The organism is Acinetobacter sp. NyZ410, from assembly GCF_022828975.1.
Classification (GTDB): domain Bacteria; phylum Pseudomonadota; class Gammaproteobacteria; order Pseudomonadales; family Moraxellaceae; genus Acinetobacter; species Acinetobacter guillouiae.
Genome location: NZ_CP094620.1, coordinates 339,030 through 361,825, shown reverse-complemented (window position 1 = coordinate 361,825; position 22,796 = coordinate 339,030). Strand labels below are relative to the sequence as shown.

Annotated in this window: 21 protein-coding genes, 4 tRNA genes and 1 pseudogene; 6 read left to right on the top strand and 20 right to left on the bottom strand. The window is 38.8% G+C overall.

Annotation, left to right across the window (positions count from 1 at the left end; genetic code table 11):
• Window positions 1-184 precede the first annotated feature (184 nt).
• Together MTO68_RS01690 and bfr are read left to right on the top strand one after the other, a co-directional pair.
• Window positions 185-379, top strand: coding sequence for a bacterioferritin-associated ferredoxin (locus MTO68_RS01690; RefSeq protein ID WP_004718308.1), 195 nt, complete (start codon window positions 185-187; stop codon window positions 377-379).
• A gap of 317 nt (window positions 380-696) precedes the next feature.
• On the top strand, window positions 697-1,161 hold the full coding sequence (bfr, locus tag MTO68_RS01685; protein ID WP_004818630.1) for a bacterioferritin: 465 nt from the start codon (window positions 697-699) through the stop codon (window positions 1,159-1,161).
• A 113-nt stretch (window positions 1,162-1,274) separates the two neighbouring features.
• Here bfr and MTO68_RS01680 read toward each other — a convergent pair whose 3' ends face one another.
• The 17 genes and pseudogenes from MTO68_RS01680 to tpiA form a co-directional block, all read right to left on the bottom strand.
• On the bottom strand, window positions 1,275-2,924 hold the full coding sequence (locus MTO68_RS01680) for an O-antigen ligase family protein (protein WP_244014763.1): 1,650 nt from the start codon (window positions 2,922-2,924) through the stop codon (window positions 1,275-1,277).
• Window positions 2,925-2,978: 54 nt separating this feature from the next.
• Window positions 2,979-3,326 carry a prepilin-type N-terminal cleavage/methylation domain-containing protein gene (locus tag MTO68_RS23100; RefSeq protein WP_279578600.1) on the bottom strand — a complete coding sequence of 116 codons (348 nt, stop codon included), beginning with the start codon at window positions 3,324-3,326 and terminating at the stop codon, window positions 2,979-2,981.
• 1,314 nt (window positions 3,327-4,640) lie between these two features.
• A pseudogene (locus MTO68_RS01670) lies at window positions 4,641-4,778 on the bottom strand (prepilin-type N-terminal cleavage/methylation domain-containing protein); the annotation flags it as partial.
• Between the two features lie 201 nt (window positions 4,779-4,979).
• Window positions 4,980-5,546 (bottom strand): TPM domain-containing protein, encoded by a 567-nt coding sequence (locus MTO68_RS01665; protein WP_244014761.1) that lies wholly within the window; start codon window positions 5,544-5,546, stop codon window positions 4,980-4,982.
• On the bottom strand, window positions 5,540-6,667 hold the full coding sequence (locus MTO68_RS01660; protein ID WP_244014759.1) for a TPM domain-containing protein: 1,128 nt from the start codon (window positions 6,665-6,667) through the stop codon (window positions 5,540-5,542). The genes MTO68_RS01665 and MTO68_RS01660 overlap by 7 nt, the downstream gene beginning before the upstream one ends.
• Window positions 6,668-6,749: 82 nt before the next feature.
• Window positions 6,750-7,340, bottom strand: a complete 591-nt coding sequence (locus MTO68_RS01655; protein ID WP_004718326.1) for a LemA family protein — start codon at window positions 7,338-7,340, stop codon at window positions 6,750-6,752.
• Window positions 7,341-7,440: 100 nt separating this feature from the next.
• Complete coding sequence (locus tag MTO68_RS01650) at window positions 7,441-8,265, bottom strand: tetratricopeptide repeat protein (RefSeq protein WP_244014757.1); 825 nt, start codon at window positions 8,263-8,265, stop codon at window positions 7,441-7,443.
• Between the two features lie 106 nt (window positions 8,266-8,371).
• Window positions 8,372-8,767, bottom strand: coding sequence for a ribosome-binding factor A (locus tag MTO68_RS01645; protein ID WP_004718330.1), 396 nt, complete (start codon window positions 8,765-8,767; stop codon window positions 8,372-8,374).
• The gene (gene infB / locus MTO68_RS01640; protein WP_244014755.1) at window positions 8,767-11,475 is read right to left on the bottom strand and encodes a translation initiation factor IF-2; all 2,709 of its coding nucleotides are present in this window, start codon (window positions 11,473-11,475) and stop codon (window positions 8,767-8,769) included. The genes MTO68_RS01645 and infB overlap by 1 nt, the downstream gene beginning before the upstream one ends.
• A gap of 10 nt (window positions 11,476-11,485) precedes the next feature.
• On the bottom strand, window positions 11,486-12,970 hold the full coding sequence (gene nusA, locus MTO68_RS01635) for a transcription termination factor NusA (RefSeq protein ID WP_004718337.1): 1,485 nt from the start codon (window positions 12,968-12,970) through the stop codon (window positions 11,486-11,488).
• Window positions 12,971-13,004: 34 nt separating this feature from the next.
• Window positions 13,005-13,529, bottom strand: a complete 525-nt coding sequence (rimP, locus tag MTO68_RS01630) for a ribosome maturation factor RimP (RefSeq protein ID WP_004718339.1) — start codon at window positions 13,527-13,529, stop codon at window positions 13,005-13,007.
• A gap of 202 nt (window positions 13,530-13,731) precedes the next feature.
• Window positions 13,732-13,808, bottom strand: a tRNA-Met gene (locus MTO68_RS01625).
• A 100-nt stretch (window positions 13,809-13,908) separates the two neighbouring features.
• Window positions 13,909-13,985: transfer RNA gene (locus MTO68_RS01620), tRNA-Met, on the bottom strand.
• Window positions 13,986-14,061: 76 nt separating this feature from the next.
• Window positions 14,062-14,138: transfer RNA gene (locus tag MTO68_RS01615), tRNA-Met, on the bottom strand.
• Between the two features lie 44 nt (window positions 14,139-14,182).
• Window positions 14,183-14,267, bottom strand: a tRNA-Leu gene (locus MTO68_RS01610).
• A gap of 53 nt (window positions 14,268-14,320) precedes the next feature.
• Window positions 14,321-14,662: a preprotein translocase subunit SecG gene (secG, locus tag MTO68_RS01605; protein WP_244014753.1), complete on the bottom strand. Its 342-nt coding sequence runs from the start codon at window positions 14,660-14,662 to the stop codon at window positions 14,321-14,323.
• 9 nt (window positions 14,663-14,671) lie between these two features.
• Window positions 14,672-15,466: a triose-phosphate isomerase gene (tpiA, locus tag MTO68_RS01600; RefSeq protein ID WP_244014751.1), complete on the bottom strand. Its 795-nt coding sequence runs from the start codon at window positions 15,464-15,466 to the stop codon at window positions 14,672-14,674.
• Window positions 15,467-15,743: 277 nt separating this feature from the next.
• Between tpiA and pilB the strand changes: the two genes are divergently transcribed.
• From pilB to coaE, 4 genes are read left to right on the top strand one after another with little or no spacing between them, the layout of a single operon-like run.
• Window positions 15,744-17,459, top strand: coding sequence for a type IV-A pilus assembly ATPase PilB (pilB, locus tag MTO68_RS01595; protein WP_244014750.1), 1,716 nt, complete (start codon window positions 15,744-15,746; stop codon window positions 17,457-17,459).
• Between the two features lie 27 nt (window positions 17,460-17,486).
• Window positions 17,487-18,722: a type II secretion system F family protein gene (locus MTO68_RS01590; protein WP_244014748.1), complete on the top strand. Its 1,236-nt coding sequence runs from the start codon at window positions 17,487-17,489 to the stop codon at window positions 18,720-18,722.
• Complete coding sequence (locus tag MTO68_RS01585; protein ID WP_244015946.1) at window positions 18,722-19,603, top strand: A24 family peptidase; 882 nt, start codon at window positions 18,722-18,724, stop codon at window positions 19,601-19,603. The genes MTO68_RS01590 and MTO68_RS01585 overlap by 1 nt, the downstream gene beginning before the upstream one ends.
• 26 nt (window positions 19,604-19,629) lie before the next feature.
• Window positions 19,630-20,229: a dephospho-CoA kinase gene (gene coaE / locus MTO68_RS01580; protein ID WP_244014746.1), complete on the top strand. Its 600-nt coding sequence runs from the start codon at window positions 19,630-19,632 to the stop codon at window positions 20,227-20,229.
• Window positions 20,230-20,297: 68 nt separating this feature from the next.
• Here coaE and MTO68_RS01575 read toward each other — a convergent pair whose 3' ends face one another.
• The 3 genes from MTO68_RS01575 to MTO68_RS01565 all read right to left on the bottom strand — a co-directional run bounded on the left by MTO68_RS01575 (window position 20,298) and on the right by MTO68_RS01565 (window position 22,477).
• Entirely contained in the window at window positions 20,298-21,209 is a 912-nt protein-coding gene (locus tag MTO68_RS01575; protein WP_244014744.1) for a DMT family transporter, read from the bottom strand.
• Between the two features lie 28 nt (window positions 21,210-21,237).
• On the bottom strand, window positions 21,238-21,993 hold the full coding sequence (gene rlmB / locus MTO68_RS01570) for a 23S rRNA (guanosine(2251)-2'-O)-methyltransferase RlmB (protein WP_004718355.1): 756 nt from the start codon (window positions 21,991-21,993) through the stop codon (window positions 21,238-21,240).
• A gap of 160 nt (window positions 21,994-22,153) precedes the next feature.
• Window positions 22,154-22,477 (bottom strand): pyrimidine/purine nucleoside phosphorylase, encoded by a 324-nt coding sequence (locus tag MTO68_RS01565; protein ID WP_004718357.1) that lies wholly within the window; start codon window positions 22,475-22,477, stop codon window positions 22,154-22,156.
• Between the last annotated feature and the right edge of the window lie 319 nt (window positions 22,478-22,796).

Here is a 22,796-nt window from a genome sequence, read left to right as displayed (position 1 = left end):
CAGCCAAAACTAATTGTTTGATTTTAAATAATTTAAAAAATAAAATTAAATACTACCGATCAGGTGGTATTTTTTTATTCAAAAAGCCAATAAAGATTAATGAGATTTCAAATGAATTTCATTGACAAATGATAACAATTATCAATAATATTAGATATCGCATTTAACCTTAGGGTTGAGTTTCATGTACGTTTGTTTATGTCGTGGTATTACAGATCAAGATATCAAAGATGCAATGGCAAATGGTGCAGAGAGCTACCGTGAAGTACGTGAATTATTAGACTTAGGCACGTGCTGTGGTCGCTGTGCCCCTGAAGCAAAAAGCATTATCAATGAAGAGCTATCGCTGATTGCAGCACGTATTTCTGTTGCCGCGTAGTTTTGATTTAAAAATTCAAACATAAAAATAAGTTCAGATTTATAACGACAATAAATAAGTTTTTTAATGATCCCCAGATCATTCTCCTCCCCCGCTTCGACTCAAAGCGGGTTCGTTTTTTCAATCAATCTCTTTTAGCCAAAACGACATCCCTATTGTTTTTGATTGCGATTTTCATTTGCCGTTCCATAAACTACTCGTAACCCTGCAGAAAGTTGATTAATATAGAGCCATATCAAATTACCTTAATCATTAAATTTCAATGACTCAGTTTAAATTCACGTTAAGGTAAAAAATTAGAATGGAGTTTTAACCATATGCAAGGCAATCGAGACGTAATTAATCAACTCAATCAAGTGCTTTATCATCATTTGACTGCGATTAACCAATACTTTTTACACTCGCGTATGTTTAATGATTGGGGAATCGAAAAACTTGGTTCGGCTGAATACAAAGAATCTATTCGCCAAATGAAGCACGCGGATAAGATCATTGAACGTATTCTTTTCTTAGAAGGCTTACCGAACCTTCAACATTTAGGCAAATTGTACATTGGTCAACATACAGTTGAAGTTTTAAACTGTGATGTACGTAAAGTAAAAGAAAACATTGATGCATTAAAAACAGCAGTTGCACTCGCAGAAAGCAACTTAGATTATGTGACTCGTGATCTTGTTCAAGAAATTCTTGAGAAAGAAGAAGAGTTTTGGGATTGGACAACCACCCAACTGGATCTAAGCGAAAGTGTTGGTATCGAAAATTATATTCAAAGCCAACTATAATTTTGAAAGATCACAAAAAATCCCCCTAATTGATTGGGGGATTTTTTATTACATTTCAAAATGTAGCTGTGCAAATGCTACAGCTATTAGAATTCGCTTTTAAGGAATGGTAATTATTTCCCTACAACAGATACAGGCAATAGCTCCTGATATGATTTCTCTTGCCCATGAAGTGTCTTCAGAATCCATAACTGATGTTCAGCCTCAACTTTTTTACCATTAAATGCCAAAACCTGCGCATATTTCTGAATATCATATGCAGAAGCTAAGTTTGCCACCATACGCCCCATATATTGCAACTGCTGATCCGACATTTTGCTATATGGATTTAGACCAATCCACCAGACACGCTCTTTAAATTGCGTCAGTAACAAAATATCCTGATTCATCACTGCTTGCTGTGAAGCACTTAAAGGTGTTTTCTTATTTACCAATACGCTTTGTTGGCGGTATAAAATATAGTCTCGATAAATCACTCCCACCAAGACCAAACCAATCACAATAATACTTACTGTAACCGAAGACTTTAAGTTCACTGTAGGCAAGCGAGGATATTGTGCTTGGATGATCCCCAATAAAAAACCTAAAGGTAGTAAGAAATATGCATAGTGAATTGGGTATTCCAATAAAGCATGAATCAAAATGGCACAGACCATCAATCCCGCTGCAATTGAAACCGCATCTTTAATGCCTTTATTTAACCAATACAACCAACATGCCATATAAACAATAATCAATCCACCAACTGGGATACCATTCCAAATCAGTAAATCCAAAATCACGTTATGTGCCGTTTTATACCATTCATGTGATGGATATAAATCAAAAGCAGCGATTTGCGCCATCCCTGTTTGGTTCCAGCCATAACCAAACCACGGCTTTTGTGAAATCGCGACTAGGGCTTGATTCCACATATCTAAACGGAGATAACCTGATGTTGCTCGCTCGACCACTGAATTTGCTTGTGCTACATCTTGGGTTGATACAGAGGCAATCCACTGATTCAGCATTGGCAAGCATGTAATCAACGCAATAAACACACTAGACCATACGAGCAATTTTACAAACCCTAAGCGCTTAGTTTGACCGAATTGCTTGATGGTCAAATAAATCAATGTAAATAGACATACTACCCAAGCCGTACGAGATTGCGTCAACGCAATGGTCAATAGAAAAATAAAAGTTGATGGTCCGAGTATGTAATTTGGCAGTATCTTCTTTTCATAAAAGTATAAACATGCAAATACCCCCATACACATAAACGTCGCCAGATTATTCGGCTGGGCAAAGTTTGCATAGGGACGATTACCATTTAGCAGATTCACCAATGGTCTAAAATATTCATTTACGCCTAACCACTGGGTCATTGCAATAAAACTTGAAAGTATCGCACCCGTAAAAACCACAAGACTAAATACTTTAAAGACTTGTTCTCTTTGCCCCTTTTCGCCTACTGCCAAGTTATAACCAACAACCAGCACCAACCAAAACATCGCAATATAGGCTGTACAAAGCAATGCATTACTTAAATACAGAATCTCGCCAAAGCTCCATTGTATCAATGGGATTGCCAATACAGGCAATATAAGCAGTTGCGGTTTTGGAATTTTTAAATCTTTATTTAGAAAAGCACTCAGTAGCACCAAAGCTGATAGAAAAGTAAGTGCTTCACTACCAAAGGTTGTCCATGGCATTTTATGAATAGGTAAAAGCCACGCAAGTAAAAGCAATACGGCTGAAAGAAGATAAGGAATGGCTTGCATAGGAAAAGTGAAAAGAAAAACTGAGCCTATTATAGCGTTTCTAACATTTTTTGTTTAAGGAATGATTGTACAGTTTGCGCCTTTGCTTAAGTCACAACGAATATCAACTGCTGGCGAATTTTTACTTTTTGCCTCAATAACCAGATTTGTGGTTGACTCATTCCATGAAGAAGCATTTGTAATAAAACTGCAAGATGAAATATGAGGAGCTATAGGATATGTTTCATCATTTTGATCAAATAAATTAACAAAGACCATATTACTATAACTTTTCGCCTCATATAAGCATGCATTTACCTGTGCTTTTTTTTGATATAACACATAACTAGGCACAGCGATCGCTGTGAGAACTCCGACAATCGCTACAACTATCATCAATTCTATAAGAGTAAAACCTTTCATAGTCAGCGCTTTTAGATTAAATATTGTTATCATTATTATTTTATATTAAGTAGAAATTTATCGTTAAATTATTTTTAACGAAGTGAATCTAGAACAAAAAATGTCAAATTTGGTCATAAATTATTTTTGCAATCAATAGCTACCCGACCTTAACAGCCAAAACCCTTACGGACATTTAATATCATATAGCCCCAGTTGAATCATCGTACATTATGAGGGACTAACAACTTAAGCTATTTCATGATATATCTTTAGATAAGACGCTTTCACTCATAATTACAAACTGCTTTGCTTCATAAAGCTATTGCTGATGGCTGATGGCTGATTCAGTAATATTATTTTAAATAAACAAAATTACATTGAAAATTTACCATACCACCAACTAGTCTTCTTTCATGCAAGCTTAGATTAACTCAAAACATACATCAAATCAGCTTGACTCTAATATTCAAAAATACAAAAATAGAAATCAAAATTATATCAATACAACTATTTAATAAAGCCACATAGTAGTGACATCTATTTCAAATACCTTTAATTATAATCATAAGCTTTATTAATTTTTACAAAATAAATTGAATGATATCAGACTAAGTGGTTATTTGTAGAATACAAAAGCATATCAATATTGGCATTACTTACGAAACAATCAAAAATATTATATTTATCAATCAATAGCACAAGTTTAAAATTTTTGACTAAAAATATCAAAACAAAAATTATCAATAGTAAAATAATACCAACAACTATATAAATAAAGCTAACGCTTTAAAAATATAAAATATTCAATTCACAGCAAATAATGTCGATTATTCACAAGAGCACTTTAAAAGTCTAGTCCATGAAGTACACATAAAATTGCTATACCAAACAAGCTGACTAAATTAACCATGATATCTCATAACCAAGTTATCTATTAAATTTTGAAGATTTGGAATGAATTTAACTTTAAAATATTTATACCACACACCCAAGCAAACCACAATTAATAAAAAAGAGCGTATTATATACGCTCTTTTTTATTAATATTTTAAAGAAGTAAATCTTTAATTTACTTCTTAGCCAAAATTAGCTACCAGTATAACATTTAAGTGTTTCACCTAACTCACAAACTGCTTTGCTTTTTGTTGAGTCAGAAGGGTTTTTAATCGTCCCTTTAATTGTAGCAGGAGTTCCAGCAGCACCAGCAGCACCAGCAGCGCCAGCAGTGAAAGTCAAGTTACCAGAACATGCAGAGCCAGCAGGTAGAGTCGGCGTAGCAACACCACCATTTGGATCATTCATTTCCAAGAATGCTTTACCAGATATGCCTTTAACTTCAGCTAAACATGCATTATCAGACGCTTTTTTTGTATAGTTTTGATAGGCAGGAATCGCAATCGCAGCTAAAACACCAATAATTGCAACAACGATCATTAATTCAATCAGGGTAAAACCTTTTTGAGCATTCATAACATTTCTCCAATGTTTTAAAAATTTTTATAGCTTTTAGAGCAATTTATATGGCTGTTCTTTTTTGTGGAAAAAATCAGCAACCAATCGAGACTCTTTGATTTTAGAGAGAATGTAACGCTTTACAAGTTTTTTTTTGCCGCTTATATTTTTACGTAATTATACGTAAAAAAGTGACATTTATTGTCACCAAAAACTAGATTAATTCACAATGATTGGATTATTTGTTAACTCATTAACATTGGCAACCTGACCATATTGGTTACCATAAAATAAATTTAAAATTTGACCAATTTCTAAGACACCATTAGTGACTGCAGTTCGATAATTTTTGTTTTTTAACTCTGAAATCATCACATCGCAAATCTGTTGCCATATTTGTTGGGTTGTTGCTTGATAAATACCACGATCTATCACAATTTCTACTGTCTTCTCACACAAGTTTAAATACAGTAAAACACCACTATTATACTCAGTATCCCACACGCCCAATTCAGCAAACAATTGTTGTGCTCTGAGACGTGTATTTTGATGGTATGCCTGATGACTTGGAATATGTCCCTCAATCACCACTTGTATTTCACCCACATGACCCTCTTCGGCTTGCGTCACAGTTTGCGCAATGACGTGTTGATCTTGCTTTGAAAAATAGCGCTTCGATGCAGGCATATATAAAACGTGTTTTAACCAACGTTTAAAGCTGCGTTGTACCTGTTCCTGTAACTTCGGTTCAGTCACAATTGCTGTTGTATCTGTTTTTGTTACCATGAGCCTGATGCTCCTCCACCGCCGAAACCACCACCGCCGCCACTATAGCCCCCACCACCGCCGAAACCGCCCCCTCCACCACTTCCACCGCGCCCACCGCCTGATAGAAACATTTGGAAAATGAGTTGTGCCAGTGAGGTAATCAACAAGAAGAATATACCAATACCCAAAACCAGACTCATCACAATCCCTGAGCCATAAATAAGACCTGCAGCGGTTGCGGTCACACCCGCAACTGCTGCACTTAAACGATTACCCACAATAAATGATGCAAAGATACCAATCACCAAAATCACCATCGCAGTAGTTAAGGTTCGATCCTTGGCTTCTTGTTCTTGCAGTGCTTGAGTTTGCCGAGCTTTTAGCTCATCTGCGGCTTGTTTGGCAATTTCAGGGTCAAGATTTAAAATACGTTCAATTTCATTGACACCTGCCTGTAAACCTTGAGCATATTGCCCCTGTTTAAAATCAGGGGTAATTTGATTGCGTATAATTCGACTGACCATAATGTCAGGAAGTACACCTTCTAAACCATAACCTGTTGCAATATGAATTTTTTGATCATTAACTGCGACTGCAATCAATAAACCATTGTCTTGTTTTGCTGAACCTAACTTCCATTGCTCAGCAACACGCATTGCGAAATCAAAAATACCTTCTTGCCCCGTGGTTGCGACAATGATAATACCGATTTGCGCTTTGCCTTGGCGGTATATATCACGAATTTGTTGTTCTAAATTTTGCTTTTCAGCTGCAGATAAAACCTTAGCTTGATCAACGACAGGCTGATTCAGTGTGGGAATATTTCGAGTAGTTTCACCCTCTGCCATATCATTGACAACTTGGGGTACGTTTTGTACAGGACTTTGAGGTCCTTGTTGTGTAGTTGGCGTTTGATTTACTTGATTTTGAGTATCTGGTGGTTTTGAACTGATCACATTGGGTAAATTAGTATTGGGCACCACTTTACCCAAAACAATCGCATCTTGTGCCACTTGCTCATCTGTGGCTGTCGCAGTTTCAGCCCAGACGCTCGATTGAACAGAAAGCATCAGTCCAAGAAATACAAATAATATTGTACTCATGTTTTTCATTACTGATTTTTCTCGCCATTCAATCATAGGTCACCTTTTATTTAACAATGAAATATTCTCACTCTATCTTTAGCCTCATGCTTTAAAGACAGTGAAATGAATCACATCATTAATTAAAATTAACTGTTGGCGCTTTAGATGCACCCGCTTCAGCACTAAAGTTTGGTTTGGCTTTCATACCAATCACTTTAGCAGTCATTGCTTGAGGGAATTGACGTACATAAGTATTGTAATCTTGGACAGATTCTACATAGCGTGTACGCGCAGTACTGATACGGTTCTCCGTACCTTCCAATTGAACCTGTAAATCACGGAATTGTTCATTGGCTTTTAAATCTGGATAATTTTCTGTCACCGCTAAAAGTCGCGATAACGCACCCGTCATTTGTGATTGTGCTTCTTGGTATTTTTTAAACAATTCAGGATCGTTTAATACTTCTTTATCTACTTTTAAACCTGCAACATTGGCACGTGCTTCAGTCACTTCGGTTAAAACCTTTTCTTCATGCGTTGCATAACCTTTGACCACATTGACTAGGTTAGGTACCAAATCTGCGCGACGTTGATATTGGTTTTCAACTTCTGACCATGCCGCATTTACTGACTCATCTTTGGCTTGCAAAGTATTATAGCCACAACCTGAAAAAGCCAAAGTACTTGCCAATGTAAGTGCAACTAAACCTTTTTTCATTGAATTCATTGCCAATTCCTCAGAGATATTTATTTGTATTTGTTGATATCTCTGCATTCTATACAGTTTAAGGCAAAGTTTTGTTTAATTTCTGCTACCTAGCCAATGATCAAATAATTAAATTTTTGAATGTTTGATAGATATTGACAAAAAATGCCTTAAAGCGAAACCATTTTGAATGTTGAAAATAATCTAAACGTGTCTCAATTAATTTCGGATTGTGATAGCCAATATCTTTAGCGCGCCGATACAGTAGATCTACCGTATCATCCGCCAAGTTATAATTCAGCATTTCAATATTGGCCATATTAAATATAATTTGCGCAGTGATTGGATCACGATCTACAAACCTTAACCGTTGATCCATTTGAATTTGGCTATCAAATAAGATTCTATTTAAATCATAATGTTGTTTTTGAAATTGTACAGTTTTAACCTTTGCCTTTGGTTCGGCTGCTTGACCAAAATCCAACCCTAAAACATCGTGATGTTGAATCCATGTAGAATCTTTTTGTTGTTGGATTTTCGCATCTAAAATTTTAACATGAATCCATTCACTGCCCTGATGAAGATTTGGATCACGTTGCATACCCTGTTCAATCCAATATTTTGCTTTTTCAGACTGCCCAGCCAGTTCATATGCAGTCCCTAAGTTCGCAGCGGTTTTAGCTAGATTTGGATGGGATTTTTCAATTTGTTTAAATATTTGAATCGCTTGATCGTATTGATGTGCATAAATCAGCAAGACACCATAATCATTTAAATCCTCAACAGATTTGGTTTTAGGTAAATGACCTTGTGCCAATTGCTTTTGAGCAGTTTTTTGATCTAATCCGCCATAACCCAACTCAAAAGCATAAGTATTGATACAAGCATGGGCTGTAACAGAGATCACGGACAGCCCAATCACAGGGATATAAAGTTTTAGTTTCATCTTGTTATTCTCATTTTGATTATTTAAAAAATTTTAACTAAGGATTTAAGCATATTTTAAATGCATAAAAAAGCCACCCTAAGGTGGCTTCTTATTTCAATTACTTCTATTCTTCGTCTTTTTGCTCAGGTAAATCTTTCACTGCTTCTGCGATTAAACCAAACATATAGTTACCATAGGCATTGGTTTTATCATAATGAAAGCGCAAACGCGGAGTTACACGCGTTTTAATACGACGACCTAATTCGTGGCGTAAAAAACCAGATGCTTTATTTAAAACATCTAACGTTTCTTTATTTGCCGCTTCACTTTGCTCATCGCCCAGTTCACGCCCCATCACAGTAACGTAAACTTCCGCATAACCCAGATCTGGACTGACTTTCACTGCAGAGATGGTCACCAGACCACCTAAGCGTGGATCTTTAAGCTCTTGGCGGATCAGTTCTGACAACTCACGTTGTACTGTATCTGCCATACGCTTAAGACGTTGACTACCCGCCATTAAAGACTCCGTTTAATCCACTGAACATCATACACTTCGATTTTATCAAGTGCTTTGATGTCTTTATAACCTTTCACTGCAAGACCACATTCCATACCGGCACGAACTTCTTCAACCACTTCTTTATAGCGACGAAGAGATTCAAGCTCGCCTTGGAATACCACAACATCATCACGTAGTACACGGATTGGTTTATTACGATGTAATACACCTTCGAGTACCATACAACCCGCAGCAGCACCAAACTTACTTGAATGGAATACTTCACGAACTTCTGCAACACCCAGAATTGTTTCACGGTGTTCAGGAGCAAGTTTTCCGCTCATTGCGGCTTTCACATCATCAATAAGTTGATAGATGATTGAGTAGTAACGAATGTCGATACCATCTGCATCTGCTTTTTGACGTGCGGTATTGTCTGCACGTACGTTAAAGCCAAGAAGAACCGCTTCTGAAGATTCAGCAAGGGTCACATCAGACTCAGTGATTGCACCAACGCCTGAACCAATGACACGTACTTTAACTTCGTCAGTTGCAAGATCAGCAAGTGCAACATGTAGCGCTTCCAAGGTACCACGTACATCAGTTTTAAGAACAACATTTACAATTGGCACATCTTTTTTGCCCATTGATGCCATGATGTTCTCAAGACGCATTGCACTTTGACGTTCAAGACGTTTTTGACGCTCACGATCCATACGCGCATCGGCAACTTCACGTGCTTTTTTCTCGTCATTAACAACAAGAACTTCATCACCCGCCATTGGCGCTTCTGGAAGACCTAAAATTTCAACTGGAATTGAAGGACCAGCAGATTGAATACGTTGACCATTCTCATCGGTCATCGCACGAACACGACCGTAAGATGCACCAGCAAGAACCAAGTCACCTACTTTCAGTGTACCGTTTTGAACAAGGATAGACGTTACCGCACCACGGCTATTGTCTACACGTGCTTCAATAACAACACCTTGAGCAGCACCTTCTTCAGATGCTTTCAATTCTAACATTTCAGCTTGAATTGAAATCAAATCTAGAAGTTCGTCGATACCTTGACCAGAATGCGCTGAAACCATTGCAACCGGTACATCACCACCCCATTGTTCAGGCACGATTTCTTTGGTTGTCAATTCATTTAATACGCGATCTGGATCAGCTGATTCTTTATCCATTTTATTGATTGCAACAATAATTGGAGTACCGGCAGCACGCGCATGGTCAATTGCTTCCGCAGTTTGTGGCATTACACCATCATCCGCTGCAACAACAAGTACCACGATATCAGTCGCTTTAGCACCACGTGAACGCATTGCAGTAAATGCAGCATGTCCAGGCGTATCAAGGAAAGTAATAATTCCTTTATCCGTTTTAACGTGATAAGCACCAATATGCTGTGTAATCCCGCCCGCTTCGCCTTGTGCAACTTTGGCACGACGAATACGATCAAGTAACGATGTCTTACCATGGTCAACGTGACCCATGATCGTTACAACTGGCGCACGTGTTGTTTGCGCACCACGCGCTTCTTCTGCTGCTTCAAGTAGGTTATCTTCAGCTTGTGTATCAGATACACGTACTGGGTTGTGACCCATTTCTTCAACAATCAATGCTGCAATTTCTTGCTCAATGGCTTGGTTCTGAGTAACAAGCTCACCCATTTTCATGAGTGATTTAATTACTTCACGAACTTTAACTGCCATTTTTGCTGCAAGATCTGCAACAACAATAGTTTCACCAATTTCAACGTCATAAACTTGCTTTTTAACTGGTTTTTCAAAACCATGTTTATTGGCTTGGCTAGTTTTTAAACCACGTTTATGCGGATTATGGCTGAAAGATTGCTCTTCCTGACCACGACGACCGCCTTTTTTAGGAGAACGTGTATTTGCAGTATTGGTACCACGTTTGATTTCACGGTCTTCTTTTGCAAATGAATCTTCATATGCTTGACCAACCAAACCAGCAGCCAACGGTGAATCATCAACGACACGAATGGTTGTCGTTGTTTCATCAGAAGAATATTTAGACGCCATTTGACGCATTTGCTCAAGGGTACGTTGTTGAGCTTCTTCTGCTGACTTACGACGAGCTGCTTCTTCAGTCGCTTTCAGTTGTGCTGCTTGAGCTTCACGTGCACGTTTCTGCTCAGGGGTTTCAATGGGTTTTACGGTTGCTTTGGTAATCGGCTTATTGGTCGATTTACGCTTTACAACAACAGCTGCTTTTGGTGTTTCTTTCGCAGCAGTTTGCTGTTTTGCAGCAGCACGCATTTTTTCTAAATTCGCTTTCGCTGAACTTTCAGTTTTTTCAACTCCACTCACTACAGTATTTTGCTGTACTTTTTGAGTTGACGTCACTTGAGCATTTGCTTGAGCTTTCGCCAAAGCTTCCGCTTTGATTTGTTCAGGGTCTGGCTTAGTAAACGTATGTTTCTTACGAACTTCTACGTTAATTGTCTTTGCTTTACCTGAAGTACTCGCAACTTTAGCTGTACTTGTCGTTTTACGTTTCAACGTGATTTGTCCTGCTTGTCCCGTATCTTGACCATGCGCTTTTTTCAAATGGTTCACGAGAACATCTTGCTGTTCAGTAGAAATTTTATCTTCAGCCTGTTTTTGTGGCAATCCAGCTTCACGCACCTGATCAAGGAGCTTTGCAACAGGAAGTCCTACGCTGACCGCTAACTCTTGAATTGACTTATCCGTCATGTATTACCTCCTAGTTAAACCATGATTCACGTGCTTTCATAATCAATTGACCTGCTTTCTCAGCGCCTAAACCATCGATATCAGAGATATCATCCGTTGCTTGGTCAGCTAAGTCATCGATTGTTACCACACCACGTGCTGCTAAAGCATGCGCAATTTCAGAAGTCATTCCTTCCATCGCAACAAGTTCTGGACTTGGGTCCTGAATATCTTCTTGTTGCTTTAACGCATCAGCTAAAGCTGCTTCTTTTGCACGACTTTGTAGCAATTCAACTGTATCTGCATCCAATTCGATTTCATCGAAAGTTTCCGCAGGTACATAAGCGATTTCCTCAAGTGAGGTAAAGCCCATCTCTACTAAAGCCATTGCAAGATCTTCTTCAATATCAAGACGAGTTACAAACATGTCTAAATACTGTTGAGCTTCATTTTGTTGACGAGCACGGTACTCATCTTCAAGCATCATATCTAATTTATAGCCCGTAAGCTCTGATGCTAAACGGACGTTTTGACCTTGTGAACCAATTGCTCGCGCAAGTTGATCGCTGGTTGCAAAAATAATGTCTGCTGTACGCGCATCTTCATCAATCACAATCCCAGATACATCCGCAGGCTCTAAAGCGCTGGCGATATATTGAGCAGGATCATCAGACCACACCACAACATCAATACGTTCACCATTTAACTCAGATTGTACCGCTTGGATACGTGTACCACGCATACCAATACATGCACCGACTGGATCAATACGATGATCGTTGGTTTTAACCGCAATTTTTGCACGTACACCTGGTTGACGCGCTGCTGCTTTAATTTCAATGATTTCTTCAGAAATTTCAGGAATTTCTTTTTTCATTAATGCAATCAGCATTTCAGGTTTAGCACGTGACAACAAGAGTTGTGCACCACGACCTTCACGGTTCACATTGTAAAGAATTGCATTCATACGCTGTTTAGGGCGCAGAATTTCTTTAGGAATCATTTCTTCACGCGCTAAATACGCTTCTGCATTATCACCCAAGTCAATGATGAAGCCATCTTTGGTTTGTTTTTTCACTTCACCATAGATCAATTCACCGACTTTAGCTTCATAAGCATCCGCCACTAAAGCACGTTCAGCTTCGCGAATTTTTTGCACAATGACTTGTTTGGCAATCTGCGCTGCAATACGACCAAAATCAATTGATGGTACTTCTAACTCACGGATATCACCAATTGACCATTGAGCAGGATCAACATCAGAAATCGCATCTTGACATGCTGGCATTTCATGATCTTCATCAGCAACAACTTCCCACTGACGGAAAGTGCTGTAATCACCTGTTTTACGGTCAATTTCTACACGTAACTGAGCTTCTTCCGAATTCGTTCCTTCGTAGAATTTCTTTTTCGTCGCTGCAACTAAAGCCTGTTCAAGCGCTTCAAAAATTGCTTCACGACTTACACCTTTCTCATTACTAACCGTTTCAACGACGGTGAGAATTTCACGAGCCATAAGTCACCTATTTATTCAGATTTCTATTTCTGGATTAATCCTGAAAGATCAAATTCGCTTTGTCTATATTGTTGCTATCGATCTCAAGTACTTGCTGTTTTTCAACTTCGACTTGAATGAATTCATTTTCTAAATCTACAGCAATTAATTTTGCTTGGAATTTACGGCGATTTTCAACTGCAGCAATCAAACGCAATGCAACTTGTTGTCCGATGTATTTTTCTAACTGTGCCAACTGGAAGAATGGGCGATCCCAACCTGGTGATGATACTTCTAAAGCATATTCACCTGAAATTGGATCATGTACATCTAATATTGCACCGACTTGCTGAGTCACACGTACACAATCTTGTACGCCAATACCACGACCCAATTCTGCTTCACCATCTTCATTGATTGTTGGTTCAGCATTTTCCACAACGTCTTTGTCGATATAAATACGCAATAAAGAACGCTTACCTTGAGGAATAAATTCGATTCCCCAAAGTTCTACATCACAAGCTTGCACTGCAGGAGTGATTAGATCTTGAAGTGCTTGAGTTTTATTTGATAGCTTCATTTACTCTCGTCATATTTGTGCGATTCAATCGCTCATCGGACTAATTCAAACTTACTATAGTGAAGCATGTCTTTTTGACCAATTGATGTCCACACTACACGATAGCCAATAAAAAAGGGCGTAATCGCCCCTATTATCGCACAGTAAACCGAAGTTCACTATGCAAAAAAGACCCACCTATCTGTGAGCCCTTTTAGAAACTTGGTAGCGGGAGCTGGATTTGAACCAACGACCTTCGGGTTATGAGCCCGACGAGCTACCAGACTGCTCCATCCCGCATCAGCGTTGCAAAATTATACACAAGAAATTTATTTTTTTCAATCTATCATTAAGCGATACATTGAATTTCTTGCTTGATTAAGTTGCACCTTAATCAAAATGGTAGCGGGAGCTGGATTTGAACCAACGACCTTCGGGTTATGAGCCCGACGAGCTACCAGACTGCTCCATCCCGCATCAACACTGCAAATTCACACACCATCTCAATTTTTCAATTTAGATGATCTTTAATTAAGTTGCATCTTAATTAAATTGGTAGCGGGAGCTGGATTTGAACCAACGACCTTCGGGTTATGAGCCCGACGAGCTACCAGACTGCTCCATCCCGCATCAATGTTTTTTCAGCTGCTAACACCAACAATCTGGTTCATTGTTGGTGCGGAAGGGGGGACTTGAACCCCCACGCCCGAAAGCACTACCACCTCAAGGTAGCGTGTCTACCAATTCCACCACCACCGCAGCTGTGACGCATTCTAGTCGCATCATTCAGAAAAAGAAAGAACTAAATGGCATTATTCGCCAGTTTTTGGTGCAGTTGGTGAAGTTTCACCCGTATTGGCTGGTACAGCTGGTGCCGTTTGAGAGCTGGTCTGTACAGATTTTAAACCATACGCATCCGAAGTTTGTTTTTTAGCAAACACTGCCAAACTTAAACTGGTGATAAAAAACAAAGCCGTGAGAATCGCAGTTAAACGAGTTAAAAAGCTTGCAGAACCTGAAGCACCAAATACTGTTGCAGCACCACCGCCACCAAATGATGCACCTGCATCTGCACCTTTACCATGCTGAACGAGGATAAGCCCGATCATCAAAACGGCCAAGATGATATGTACAACCAGCACAAATGTATGCATGCTGAACTCCTATTCTTCTGTTTTAGCAAATGCTTGAGCAATTTTATAAAATGACTCAGCATTAAGTGATGCACCACCAACCAGCGCACCGTTGATATCTGGACAAGCAGCTAACTCTACTGCATTTTCAGGTTTGACACTACCGCCATATAAAATCGCTGTATGTTGAGCTTGGGCTGTAATTTGAGTTAAACCTTCGCGAATTTTTGCATGCATTGCCTGAGCATCTTGTGGAGAAGCTGTTTTACCTGTTCCAATCGCCCAAATCGGTTCATAGGCAATCACAATATTGTGCCATTGCTCTGCTTTTACAACCGCTGCGAGATCACAAATTTGTTGTAAGACTACTTGCTCTGCCTGCCCTGCTTCACGTTGTTCTAAGCTTTCACCTACACAATAAATCACTTGAAGCTCAGCATTTAAAGCATTTGATAATTTTGCCTTAATTTTCTCAACATCATCGCCAAAAATTTCTCGACGCTCTGAATGCCCAATCAACACATAATCAATCTGGCTGTCTTTGAGTAGTTCAGCACTGACTTCGCCGGTATAAGCACCAGTGCCAGGCATTTGAGAAAGATCTTGTGCGACAACTTTGACTGGTGAATGTGCATCTTTAAGTAATTTTTGCACAGACAGTAATGCAATAGAAATAGGCGCAACACCAATATGACATTGTTGTTCTGTAATCGGTGATTGTTGTAAATACTGATTTAAATCTTGAATGAGTTGTTGCGAATTCGCTTGCATTGGGTTCATTTTCCAATTGCCGACAACCCAAGGAGTAATAGTCGAACCCGACATACATCTAACCTTTTATCGAAAATGTGCACATTCTACACGGAATTTATATTTTTAAAGTATTTTTTCTTTATCAATTCAGTCATCTCATTTAAAGTTATACTTTAATATAAAGCAAAGAAACATAAATCATTTCAAAGATAATGTTAAAAAGCCTGATTGGCTCAAGTTATTTTCAAATATGTTTCTATAAAAAATACGTTTAATTCTAGATATTTCTAAGGATCATCGTATAATTTTCGTATTCAAATTATAAAATGAAATTTAATGTGTTTTGGGGATGTCTATGCAAAATGGTTCACCTAAGTTTTCGGGGTATATCCGTCGCTTAGTCGACGAAGGTTTTTTATCTGCCCAGCAAATGAAAGATGCGCTGAGTAATGCTCAAAAAAATAAAGTGAGTATTGTTGCTTATCTCAGTGAAAAACTAAATATACCGCCACTGATCATTGCTGAAATGATCTCCCTAGAATTTGGAGAACCCATTTTTGATCTGGACAGTTTTAATCCTGACATGCTGCCCAAGGAGCTTATTGAGCCAAATTTAGTCACTAAACATAAAGTGATTCCTTTGGTACAACGTGGCAATATTTTATATGTCGCCACCAGTGATCCGACCAATATAGAAGCGCTGGATGCCATTCGTTTTAACTGCGGTTTGAATATTGAACCGATCATTGTTGAACATCATAAATTAGAAAAATATTTAGAAAAGCACTTTACTGTAGAGGAAAGCTTTAATTTTGGTGATGAAGATTTTGACGTTGATATTATTGCCACTGATGACAACCCTCCATCAGAAGATGATGACGATGAGGCTTCAGAAGAAGAAGCACCTATTGTTAAATATATCAATAAACTCTTGATCGATGCGATTCGTATGGGTGCATCAGATTTACACTTTGAACCTTATGAAAAAAGTTATCGGGTGCGTTATCGTGTAGATGGGGTACTAAGAACCATTACCAATCCCCCCTTGCAATTAGCTGGCCGTTTGGCATCACGTCTAAAAGTGATGTCTAGAATGGATATTTCTGAAAAGCGTGTTCCGCAGGATGGCCGTATTAAGTTAAAAATATCAAAAACCAAAGCCATTGATTTTCGTGTGAATTCACTACCGACATTATTTGGCGAAAAATTGGTACTGCGTATTCTTGACCCTTCCAGCGCAATGTTGGGTATTGATGCGCTGGGTTATGAAGAAAAGCAAAAAGCATTATTTATGGAGGCCTTAGAAAAACCTCAAGGCATGTTACTGATTACTGGACCTACAGGTTCAGGTAAAACTGTTTCTCTCTATACGGGCTTAAATATCCTCAATACAGAAAGTTCAAATATTTCCACAGCCGAAGATCCAGTTGAAATTAACTTGGAAGGGATTAACCAAGTTAACGTCAATCTAAAAGCAGGCCTTACCTTTTCGGTCGCACTAAAATCATTCCTGCGTCAAGATCCTGACATTATCATGGTCGGTGAGATTCGAGACCTCGAAACTGCCGAAATTGCGATCAAGGCAGCTCAAACGGGGCATATGGTGATGTCTACACTACATACCAACAGCGCACCTGAAACATTAACCCGTTTACGTAATATGGGTGTACCTTCATTTAATATTGCTACCTCAGTCAATCTTGTGATTGCACAACGATTGGCAAGACGTTTATGTAATCATTGTAAAGCACCCGTTGAAATCCCTAGGCAGAGTCTGTTAGAAATGGGCTTTACCGAACAAGACTTAAGCAATCCTGACTTACAATTTTTTCAACCTGTGGGCTGTAGTGAATGCCGTGAAGGCTATAAAGGTCGTGTCGGGATCTACGAAGTGATGAAAGTAACACCTGAAATTTCAAAAATTATCATGGAAGATGGCAATGCGCTGCAAATTGCGGCGGCATCTGAAAAATTGGGGTTTGATAATCTAAGACGTTCAGGTTTAATTAAGGTTATCAATGGCTTAACTTCTTTACAAGAAATTAACCGTGTGACCAGCGAATAAATATAATCAATATTCAAGGAAATTATGATGGCAGCTAAAAAAGCTCAAATGATGCCTACATTTGCTTATGACGGGGTTGATCGTAAAGGGATCCAAATCAAAGGCGAGTTACCTGCTCGCAATATGGCGCTTGCCAAAGTCACTCTACGAAAACAAGGCATCACCATAAAAACCATCCGAGAAAAAAGGAAAAAATATTTTGAAGGTTTAATGAAAAAAGGTATTTCAACTTTAGACATTACCATTTTTACTCGTCAACTTGCCACGATGATGAAAGCGGGTGTGCCTTTAGTACAAAGCTTTGAAATCGTTGCAGAAGGCTTAGAAAATACCTCTATGCGTGAAATTGTACTGGGAATTAAAGGTGAGGTCGAAGGAGGCAATACCTTTGCAGGAGCCTTAAGAAAATATCCACGTTATTTTGACAACTTATTTTGCTCTTTAGTTGAATCTGGCGAACAATCAGGTGCTTTAGAAACCATGCTTGATCGTGTGGCGATCTATAAAGAAAAAAGTGAATTACTCAAGCAAAAAATTAAAAAAGCCATGAAATACCCAATTTCTGTGATTGTAGTTGCTCTTATCGTTACCATTATTTTAATGGTGAAGGTTGTACCTGTATTTCAGGATTTATTTAGCTCCTTTGGCGCAGATCTTCCCGCTTTTACCCAAATCGTGGTGAATATGTCCAATTGGATGCAAAAATATTGGTTTATTCTGATTATCTTTATTGCAATTTGGATTACGGCCTTTTTAGAAGCAAGAAAGCGTAGTAAAAAATTTCAAAATTTTTTAGATCGGACTGTGCTTAAACTGCCTATTTTTGGCGATCTGGTTTATAAAGCCATCATTGCACGCTATAGCCGTACCCTTGCCACAACATTTGCCGCAGGGGTACCGCTCATTGAAGCTTTGGAATCCACCGCAGGCGCGACCAATAATGTGGTTTATGAACAAGTAGTGATGAAAATTCGTGAGGATGTTGCCACTGGACAGCAATTGAACTTTGCCATGCGTGTCACCAATAAATTTCCTTCTATGGCTATTCAAATGGTGGCGATTGGAGAGGAATCTGGTGCATTGGATGCGATGTTAGATAAAGTTGCAACGCATTTTGAAAATGAAGTCGACAATGCTGTGGATGGCTTAACCTCAATGATGGAACCGTTAATTATGGCTGTTTTAGGTGTACTTGTGGGTGGCTTAGTCATTGCAATGTATCTTCCAATCTTCCAAATGGGCTCAATTATTGGTGGACAATGATGAATATGTTCCATGATTTGTTAAATTTTCTGATTCAATCACCAACAGCACTCTATCTGACTGTTGGTATTTTAGGCTTATGTGTTGGTAGTTTTTTAAATGTAGTCATTTACCGTACTCCCAAGATGATGGAAAAAGAATGGCGACAGGAATGGCATGCAGAATGCCAATTACTGGCAGGTTCACAACAAATTGTGATTGATGAAGAAAAACTCAGCCTGAGTCAACCAGCCTCTACCTGTCCCAAATGCAAAACCCCAATTCGCTGGTATCAAAATATCCCCATCATCAGTTGGTTGGTTTTAAGAGGCAAATGCGCTTCGTGTCAAAATCCAATTAGTATCCGTTACCCATTGGTTGAGCTTTTAACTGCAGTGTGTTCATTAACAGTGCTTGCTGTTTATGGTCCAACGCTACAAATGGTTTTTGGTGTGCTACTGACATGGGTGCTGATCACACTTACATTTATTGATTTTGACACTCAGTTACTTCCAGACCGCTTTACCTTAACCTTGGCGGCAATGGGTTTAGGCATTAACTCATATCATCTCTATACAACAGCAAGTGCTGCAATTTGGGGTTATATTATTGGCTTCCTGTGTCTTTGGATTGTCTACTATCTATTTAAAATAGTGACAGGAAAAGAAGGTATGGGCTATGGTGACTTTAAGCTGCTTGCTGCACTTGGCGCTTGGATGGGGCCCTTGATGTTACCGTTAATTATCCTATTATCTTCTGTGGTGGGTGCGATCATTGGTATTATTTTACTTAAGATTCGTAAAGAAAATGTGCCTTTTGCCTTTGGTCCTTATATTGCAATTGCAGGATGGATTGCATTTTTATGGGGTGAGCAAATTATGAAAGTATATTTGGGTCAATAATTTCAACACAGTATTAGGAATACGCAATGACGTTTATCTTGGGTTTAACAGGTGGAATTGGTAGCGGTAAATCCGCAGCAAGTCAGTGGTTTGAAACCCAAGGGATTATAGTTGTTGATGCTGATATTGTTGCAAGAGAAATTGTTGAAAAAGGACAACCCGCGCTTCAACAAATTAAAGAGGTTTTTGGGGATTGGGTATTATTAAACACTGGTGAACTTGATCGTCGTGCATTGAGAGAACATATTTTTAAAGACCCATTAGCACGGCAACAACTTGAATCGATTACCCATCCTGCGATTCGCGCTGAGATTATTCAACAATTACAAGCAGCAACCAGTCCTTATGTAATTTTGGTTTCACCGCTACTGTTTGAAACCAATCAACATGAACTCACCCAGCGCGCTCTACTGATTGATGCCAGTGAAGACATGCAAATCTTACGTGCTGCACAACGAGATGGTCAATCCATCGAACAAATTCAGAAAATTATTGCAGCCCAAATGCCACGTCATGAAAAACAAAAATTAGCAGATGATATTGTGCTCAATGATGGGCATATTGATCATCTATATGCAAAATTAGAGTCTTTACATCAACAGTATCTAAAACAGGCACAGCAGTAAATTGTGTGTCTCATCTTTTTAAAATAGATTTTTATCAATCAGTTTTGTATCCATTTAACCTGTTTGATCTATTTCTTCTTATCTAACTGCTGCTGCAAACTGTCTTTATGTGTAAACCAACGCCACGGTTGTAAAGCACCAATGCCCATACCAATCAAGCCACACATCATTGCAAGGCTTATCGGTTCATTTAACAAAGGTACAGCGATAATTGCGGCAATAAAGGGCGCAAGTGTAACGATACTGCCTGTTTTAAAAGCACCTAATCGTTTAATTGCTTCGACATAGGCCAAAGTCGCAATGATCACCACAAAAATACCGTGAAACAACGTTTGCATGACCAAATGTGCTGTGGACACTTGATCTAAATGTTTAGGCAAAAACAACAAATAAATTGGGACATAAACGATCGCTGACCAAATCGCAACACCTGCCATGGCGTGCCATGCGGATAGTTGCCATTGACGCAGTAATACAGTAAAAGTCCCCCACCAAATTGCACTGATAAAAAACAGTAAATCACCAATACCAAAAGCAACGCCTGTTTCGCTATACATCAAAAAACTCATCACAGCAATCGCAGAGAGCATGATGATTAAACTGATCCATATATGTTTATCAAATGGTTGGCGATAAAGTAAAAAACCAGCTAAAGCTGTACACAATGGAATACAGCCATTTAAAAAAATGGCAGCATGCGCCGCAGGGACAAAGTGAAACGCGCTATATGACGTCAAACAATAGGCAACACCGCCAATCATCGCCAAAATAAACGGTTGTTTGTTAAATAGAAAAGCCGTGTCTTTTTTATAGATTAAAATCGGCATCAGAATACAAAATGCCAAAGAAAAGCGTAATGCGGTGATATCCCATGGACTGATATGCCAAATTGCATTCAGTCTTGAGGTAATCGTAAAACCTCCCCAAATACACATTGTAATGGCGACATACATGTAGCCTTGAGTACGGGAGGTCATCATGTTGCTTCTCTAATCTTACTGATATAACTTATTCACTTTGTTGACGTTGACGGCATGCTTCATATAACGCCATACCTGTCGCCACACTTACATTTAAACTTTGTAAGTTTCCAGCCATTGGGATAAATACAGTTTGGTCACATTGCGATTGGGTGATTGGACGTAATCCGGTGTCCTCCGCACCCATCACCACACATACCGGTGTTCCTGTAAAATCAAACTTCTGAATAGGCAACGCCTTTTCATCGAGCATAGTGCCGACCACACGAACATTATAATTTTCTTTGATTTGTCCAAGCGTACGCGCCAAATTGGTCACTTGAATAAACTTTACCTTTTCAGCACCGCCTGCTGCAACTTTACGTGCAGTCGGGGTTAATGTTGCTGCACGGTCACGCGGTACAATCACCGCCTCTACGCCCATTGCTGCCGCTGTACGGATACATGCACCTAGATTATGCGGATCCGTGATATGGTCTAAAGCCAACAATAAAGGTTGTTGGCTTGACTCTAAAAGCTGATCTAAATCTTTTTCATTTAATACAGGATGTGGGCGAACAGCTGCGACCACGCCTTGGTGAAAAGGTTGACCTGCCAACTTTTCCAAGCTATCGCGACTTGCTTTTTGGACACTGATTCCAAAAGGCTCTGCAAGCTGGAGAATGCGCTGTAAACGCTGATCATCACGACCTTTTAAGGTAAATAAGGTTAAAACACGTTCAGGTTCTAACTCCAATAATGACTCCACTGAATGAACGCCATAATAATATTCGGACTTCGCCATGAACAACCTCATTAACAACATGATGATAGAAATGAAAAATCCTGCAAAGCCAACTTTACAGGATTCTATTTGATGCTTTAGTTTAACCGATTTCGCTTAAAAATTCTTTGCCTAATTTAAAAACGATAGGATAGATATGCTTTAAGCAAAGCTTTTTTCATTAGCCTTCTAAATGGCAAACGTAGTCTAAAACATCATCCGTTTCAATTTTAAAACGACTATTACCAGGCACATAGAATGACTGACCTGCGCGGAACAACTCACTTTCTTCACTGTCTGCGATTTTAACGCGACATTCACCAGAAATAATTTCCATGCGTTCAGGCACATGTGTTTCAAATGTTAAAGCTTCTTCTGTTGGAAGAATGACCCCTAAAGTCTTTTTGGTTCCGTCTTCAAACTGCACAGTGTGGCTAATACATAAACCGCCAAAATATACATTAGATTTTTTAACTACTGATACATGATCATACTGAGCTGACATGCGTATTCTCCAGATAATGCGCATTTATAAAAATTATGTTCGATGTAGTTTAATGTTGCTCCGCAAACTAATCAATCTATGTTTTTAAGCTTAAGCTATTTCTATTTTTAGTCTGTTTTATCAGTTCGCTTAGATCAAAGCTTAAGCTTCTCTAACAATAAAGACCCAAAACCACAATACTTGTCACCAAGCATGCCCACCCAATGCACGATCAATTCATTCCCTACTTAGACTGAAGAAATGTCTTGTTTCAATATTGGCCGATAAAAGATCCAGATCAATAGATTCAAATGTCTATTGCATAAAATCAGTCATAAAA

Bases quoted from the DNA above. Each gene is read 5' to 3' on its own strand.
- MTO68_RS01690 (WP_004718308.1), top strand. From the start codon at position 185: ATGTACGTTTGTTTATGTCGTGGTATTACAGATCAAGATATCAAAGAT.
- bfr (WP_004818630.1), top strand. From the start codon at position 697: ATGCAAGGCAATCGAGACGTAATTAATCAACTCAATCAAGTGCTTTAT.
- MTO68_RS01680 (WP_244014763.1), bottom strand. From the start codon at position 2,924: ATGCAAGCCATTCCTTATCTTCTTTCAGCCGTATTGCTTTTACTTGCG.
- MTO68_RS23100 (WP_279578600.1), bottom strand. From the start codon at position 3,326: ATGAAAGGTTTTACTCTTATAGAATTGATGATAGTTGTAGCGATTGTC.
- MTO68_RS01665 (WP_244014761.1), bottom strand. From the start codon at position 5,546: ATGGTAACAAAAACAGATACAACAGCAATTGTGACTGAACCGAAGTTA.
- MTO68_RS01660 (WP_244014759.1), bottom strand. From the start codon at position 6,667: ATGATTGAATGGCGAGAAAAATCAGTAATGAAAAACATGAGTACAATA.
- MTO68_RS01655 (WP_004718326.1), bottom strand. From the start codon at position 7,340: ATGAATTCAATGAAAAAAGGTTTAGTTGCACTTACATTGGCAAGTACT.
- MTO68_RS01650 (WP_244014757.1), bottom strand. From the start codon at position 8,265: ATGAAACTAAAACTTTATATCCCTGTGATTGGGCTGTCCGTGATCTCT.
- MTO68_RS01645 (WP_004718330.1), bottom strand. From the start codon at position 8,767: ATGGCGGGTAGTCAACGTCTTAAGCGTATGGCAGATACAGTACAACGT.
- infB (WP_244014755.1), bottom strand. From the start codon at position 11,475: ATGACGGATAAGTCAATTCAAGAGTTAGCGGTCAGCGTAGGACTTCCT.
- nusA (WP_004718337.1), bottom strand. From the start codon at position 12,970: ATGGCTCGTGAAATTCTCACCGTCGTTGAAACGGTTAGTAATGAGAAA.
- rimP (WP_004718339.1), bottom strand. From the start codon at position 13,529: ATGAAGCTATCAAATAAAACTCAAGCACTTCAAGATCTAATCACTCCT.
- secG (WP_244014753.1), bottom strand. From the start codon at position 14,662: ATGCATACATTTGTGCTGGTTGTACATATCATCTTGGCCGTTTTGATG.
- tpiA (WP_244014751.1), bottom strand. From the start codon at position 15,466: ATGTCGGGTTCGACTATTACTCCTTGGGTTGTCGGCAATTGGAAAATG.
- pilB (WP_244014750.1), top strand. From the start codon at position 15,744: ATGTCTATGCAAAATGGTTCACCTAAGTTTTCGGGGTATATCCGTCGC.
- MTO68_RS01590 (WP_244014748.1), top strand. From the start codon at position 17,487: ATGGCAGCTAAAAAAGCTCAAATGATGCCTACATTTGCTTATGACGGG.
- MTO68_RS01585 (WP_244015946.1), top strand. From the start codon at position 18,722: ATGAATATGTTCCATGATTTGTTAAATTTTCTGATTCAATCACCAACA.
- coaE (WP_244014746.1), top strand. From the start codon at position 19,630: ATGACGTTTATCTTGGGTTTAACAGGTGGAATTGGTAGCGGTAAATCC.
- MTO68_RS01575 (WP_244014744.1), bottom strand. From the start codon at position 21,209: ATGATGACCTCCCGTACTCAAGGCTACATGTATGTCGCCATTACAATG.
- rlmB (WP_004718355.1), bottom strand. From the start codon at position 21,993: ATGGCGAAGTCCGAATATTATTATGGCGTTCATTCAGTGGAGTCATTA.
- MTO68_RS01565 (WP_004718357.1), bottom strand. From the start codon at position 22,477: ATGTCAGCTCAGTATGATCATGTATCAGTAGTTAAAAAATCTAATGTA.